Origin of the sequence: Daejeonella sp. (assembly GCF_049655485.1) — a bacterium.
Taxonomy (GTDB): Bacteria; Bacteroidota; Bacteroidia; order Sphingobacteriales; family Sphingobacteriaceae; genus Daejeonella.
On the sequence record NZ_JBASJU010000301.1, the window covers coordinates 1 to 4,852 of the forward strand.

Genomic DNA, 4,852 nt, shown 5'->3' on the forward strand with positions numbered 1-4,852 from the left:
TTCCGCTATCCAGGGCCTATCCCCTTTTCAAAGGAAACGGCGGTACTTATGCTTGCCGACTCAGTAGAAGCTGCTTCACGTAGCTTAAAAGAGCCTGATGCTACCAGTATCAATAACCTTGTTGAGCGTATTATTGATTACAAACTCGACCAGGATCAACTTACAGACAGTAATATCACTTTAAAAGATATCGAGACGATCAAACTGATCTTCAAAACCATGCTTATGGGTATTTATCATGTAAGGATTGATTATCAGATTGATAAATAAGGTATAGGGTATGAGGTAGGAAGTCTGAGGTATAAAGTCTGAGGTATGAAGTAGGAAGTAGGAGTTGGCTAAAGATGAGGTTATTGAGCTTGGTTTAAGGCCTGAGATCTGCAGAGTATTGATCATCAGGAAGATAGAACTGTGTTTCAATTCATTTTTAAATAAATGCCACTTTAGTGAAATTATTTTTTGCCAGCCTATCTGAATTACTATATTTGCAGTCCTCGAAAGAGGCTTTTTTATTTTAAACGGAGAGATGCCTGAGTGGCCGAAAGGAACAGTTTGCTAAACTGTCGTACTGGCAACGGTACCGAGGGTTCGAATCCCTCTCTCTCCGCAATGATCTATTAATTATAGCCTTTTACATAACGTAATTGGCTTTTTTGTTTAATTAACTTTCAATAGGCAGCAAATTTTACGCTGTTGCCTACTAACAACTCCTCTCCTATATTTGAGTCGTCGTTTTGTCACTATTAAAGGGTTACAATTCCAATATATAGCGACAACATTCTAAATGTAGGGATGTAAAGCACCATTTTCCGTATCATAGTGGAAACTTTAATTGCCATCTGGTATCTAATGCACTAAGGAACTAAGCAGCCTCTAAAGCGAGAATTTATCAAGTCTATTAGATAATTAATACCCACCGAAAAAGGCATCCTCTTATATTAATCATACTGAATAGGCGAATCAAAAGAACCTGTCTATGCTTCAATTATACGGGATTATGACGATGATCCTGTTTAAACCACTTATAAAGTGGCATTCGGATTTTGTTTTGGATTCAACTATCGGAATAAAATAGCAGGAGTCGCATTAGATCGCAATTTCTATTCAACCGTTTTTAAAACGAGAAAATGGATTATGTTAAATCAGCTCAAATGCAATAGCAAAATGAACAAGATCGGCAAAACTATTTAACTCCAGTTTGTTGTTAATATTCTTTCGATGGGTCTGTACCGTATGTGCGGAGATAAATAATAAATCTGCAATATCACTGCTAGATTTACCATTAGCCAGTAAAGCGATAACTTCTTTTTCCCTCTTGCTTAGCGATGCAAAATACTTATAGTTGTTAGTTACGAATACATTTTCTTCAAGAAGCTTATTTACTTTGTTAGCCATTAGCCCCATACCAGAAACTGGATTTGCCACCATGATCAGTTCTTTTGGCTTGTTAAGATCTTTGTCCTTCCTCAAAAATTTGCACACTGCATAATGCCAACTAAATTCCATTTTTGGGCCAGTTCTTACCTGGTGAAAAAAGCTGTATAATGAGCTATGATCCTCTCGTTGGAAGTAATTTAACATTCCGGGTAAAAACGAGCGCACTTCATCGGGTAAAAAGAATTTTTTGTAATAATCTTCCCCCATCGCATTTATTTCATCTATTGAATGACCTAACGCTTCACATCCCCAGGAATTCATATACGTTGTTTGTAAAGCCTGGATATCATGCACTATTATTGCCCCTGGTACGAGATCACCAATATCGTTCAGACTGTAATGACCGTTAGCATGGCCGTTTTCAAGGGTAAAAACTTGACGGTTAGCGAGATCAGTTATTTCCTGAGAAGATAATTTATTGGTTTGCATATCAATATTAACAATGCTTTCTCAATTCGTTGAATGTCTGGGTACCCTCAAACCGCGTTAAAGCCACGAGTTTTAACGTTTTAGAAAAAAGGTAACAATGATTAAAAATATAAAAAATACCCAGAACCGGATATTGTGAACATTAATTTATCGCAAGAACATTAGGGCTTAAATAATCAACCTTAAACTCCCTGTAAACGGTAAATAAGACTACAGGATAAATGGCAATTAAGGATACAGGATAAATGGCAAGAATGGTGTTGGGAAAATGGCAAGAATGAATACATAGTTCATCTTTTGGGGCACCGCCCCAAAAGAAAGAACACCTTTGTTTTTAACGACAAAAACGAGGTATTCAATGAACTATTATTTAAACAAACTTATGACCTATCATCAAGTACACCAAATGGAGAGGGAAGGTTTTTCCATTCAAGGTATTGCAGATTATCTTGGAATGGACTGGCGGACGGCTAAACGCCTTTTAAGTCTGGACGAAGCACAATATCTGAAAGAGCAGGAAGCCCCTGCAGGAAGAAAAAGATCTCTGGAACTATACCAGGAGTTTGTCAAAGACAAGCTGCTGGCGCATCCCGCTACCCCTGCTGCACAAATGCATGACTGGTTAAAGGAACATCATCAGAATTTCCCGGTAGTCAGTCAGAAAACGGTATTTAACTTTGTTCATGCGGTCAGGGGAAAGTATAATATCCCTAAAGTTGAAAAACAAAGAGACTATGCCTGCGTAGCGGAACTTGCATACGGATTACAGGCACAGGTTGATTTCGGCTTTTACAATATGACCACTACGCTGGGCAAAACCAAAAAAGTACAGTTCTTCACTTTTGTTCTTTCCCGTTCCAGATATAAGTATATTCTTTTCAGCGATACTCCCTTTACCACCACATCGGTTATTGATGCACATGAAAGCGCCTTTCAGGCCATAAAAGGTTGTCCGGTGGAGATTGTATACGACCAGGACCGGCTATTTATGATCTCAGAGAACCTGGGGGATATTATCATGACTTCAGCATTCCGCTCTTATGTAAGCCAGAGTTCTTTTAGTACATACTTCTGCAGGAAGGCAGATCCGGAAAGCAAAGGTAAAGTAGAGAATGTAGTCAAGTACATTAAGCAGAACTTCTTATATAACCGTTCTTTTAAAGACCTGGAAACCCTGAATGATGAAGTTCATGACTGGCTAATCCGTACGGGTAATGCCCTGGAACATGGCACCACAAAGAAAGTACCGATCGAAGAACACCAGATTGAAATGGACTTCCTGAATCCCTGGTACCCTGTTATACCAGAAAAAGAAAAGTACCCGCTTTATTCGGTTCATAAAGACAATAAGATCTCTTATAAAAGCAATGTATACAGCGTACCGCTTGGTACCTATAAGGGGAAAGGAACCACCGTGTTTCTGAAGGTCACCCTGGATCAGCTGATTATGATTAATCAAAAAGAACAGGAGATCTGCCGGCATGACATCTGCCTGCTCAAGGGACAAAAGATCCTTGCCAGGGATCATGGAAGGGATAAACTGGCGGCTATTGCCGAGATGATGGGGGACTTTAGTGAGATGATGGAAAACAAGTTACAGGCATTAAACTGGGTCAGTCAGATCAAAGATCATAAGCCACGCTATATCCGCGATCAGATTCAGTTGCTTAAAGCTACGGTTACGGGCCTTGACCCTCATATTGCATCCCAGGCACTTAACTATGCTTGTCAGCATAAGATTGTCAGTGCTACTGACTTTAAAGCGATTGTACAGGCTTTAAAACGTGAAGAGCAGAAAGACAGCTTGCCGCACACCATCATACAGATGAACCCGCTGAGCGGAGAAGGAAGAAGGAATGCAGACACCATTCCGGATCAGAGTAACCTAAGTACCTACGAAAATCTCTTTTAAACAGTAACATGCTTTAAGGGCCATAGCACCTGGTTATGGCCCCATTACACGCCAATAAATAACCTAAAAACAAAATGGAAACACAAAAACAGGAAATCAAGCAACTCTGCAGTAAGTTCATGCTAACTGGCATGGCTGCTCATCTGGAGACTACCGTCACCGAGGCAGAAAAACAAGGCTCGGGCTTTATGCAGTTCACTTTAACGCTGCTGCAAAGCGAGGTCAATCACCGGCAAAGTAAGGATGAAGCCAAACGGCTGAAATCAGCAGGGTTGCCCAGAAGTACGGACCTGGGACAGTATGATGCTGAAAAAAATGGCCTCAAAACGGAACGGCTCGCCCAATTAAGAGAATTGAACTGGATGGATCAATTGTTTAATATGGTGCTATTAGGTCCCAGTGGAACAGGTAAAACCTTTTTAGCAGCTGGTTTATGCAGGGATGCTGTCAAAGCCGGTTACAAAGCTTATTTCAGATCCATGGAAGATATCGTAAACACTCTTAAAACCAAGGACTTTGTTAAATCGCAGATGGTAGAGTATAACCGGCTGTTAAAAGCCAACATGATCGTTCTGGATGATATCATGCTCTTTCCGCTGGAAAAAAACCTCGCCGTAGCATTCTTTAACTTTATTAATCACATTTATGAATCTACCTCTATTGTCATAACCACCAATAAAAAACCTACCGAATGGGCCAAAATGCTGGACGATGAAGTGATTGCTACAGCTCTGCTGGACCGGCTACTTTTCAGGTGTGAAATAGTGAGTTTAACCGGAGACAGTTACCGCTTACAAAACAGACAAACTTTCTTCGAATCCTAAACGGAATTAAACTACTTTTGAAATTGAACTCTGCATTCATTCTTGCCGATTCTTCGACAGCATTCTTGCCGAATGTTCTGTATCGCTAATTGCCAAAAACACTGTATTCTTTCTTACCGGCTACAACAAATCATAACAACTAAATAATCCGGAGTAATTATTAGGATTGCTTTGAATGACAGGCTCCAACACCATCTGAAAAACATCGAATTCCGAGCAATCTGGTATTTCATCGACAATCCTTCTCAGG

Annotated in this window: 3 protein-coding genes, 1 tRNA gene and 1 pseudogene; 4 read left to right on the plus strand and 1 reads right to left on the minus strand. The window is 40.0% G+C overall.

The window, feature by feature from the left end; genetic code table 11:
* A pseudogene (locus tag WBJ10_RS12500) lies at positions 1-270 on the plus strand (HD family phosphohydrolase); the annotation flags it as partial.
* Between the two features lie 250 nt (positions 271-520).
* Positions 521-607: transfer RNA gene (locus tag WBJ10_RS12505), tRNA-Ser, on the plus strand.
* A 530-nt stretch (positions 608-1,137) separates the two neighbouring features.
* On the opposite strand, the gene WBJ10_RS12510 is transcribed toward WBJ10_RS12505, so the two are convergent.
* The gene (locus WBJ10_RS12510; RefSeq protein WP_424290786.1) at positions 1,138-1,866 is read right to left on the minus strand and encodes a response regulator transcription factor; all 729 of its coding nucleotides are present in this window, start codon (positions 1,864-1,866) and stop codon (positions 1,138-1,140) included.
* Between the two features lie 358 nt (positions 1,867-2,224).
* Here WBJ10_RS12510 and istA point away from each other — a divergent pair, with 358 nt between their 5' ends.
* Both istA and istB read left to right on the plus strand, forming a co-directional pair.
* Positions 2,225-3,778 (plus strand): IS21 family transposase, encoded by a 1,554-nt coding sequence (gene istA, locus WBJ10_RS12515; RefSeq protein WP_424290788.1) that lies wholly within the window; start codon positions 2,225-2,227, stop codon positions 3,776-3,778.
* 74 nt (positions 3,779-3,852) lie between these two features.
* The gene (istB, locus tag WBJ10_RS12520; RefSeq protein WP_424290790.1) at positions 3,853-4,602 is read left to right on the plus strand and encodes an IS21-like element helper ATPase IstB; all 750 of its coding nucleotides are present in this window, start codon (positions 3,853-3,855) and stop codon (positions 4,600-4,602) included.
* Positions 4,603-4,852 lie beyond the last annotated feature (250 nt).

Bases quoted from the DNA above. Each gene is read 5' to 3' on its own strand.
- WBJ10_RS12510 (WP_424290786.1), bottom strand. From the start codon at position 1,866: ATGCAAACCAATAAATTATCTTCTCAGGAAATAACTGATCTCGCTAAC.
- istA (WP_424290788.1), top strand. From the start codon at position 2,225: ATGAACTATTATTTAAACAAACTTATGACCTATCATCAAGTACACCAA.
- istB (WP_424290790.1), top strand. From the start codon at position 3,853: ATGGAAACACAAAAACAGGAAATCAAGCAACTCTGCAGTAAGTTCATG.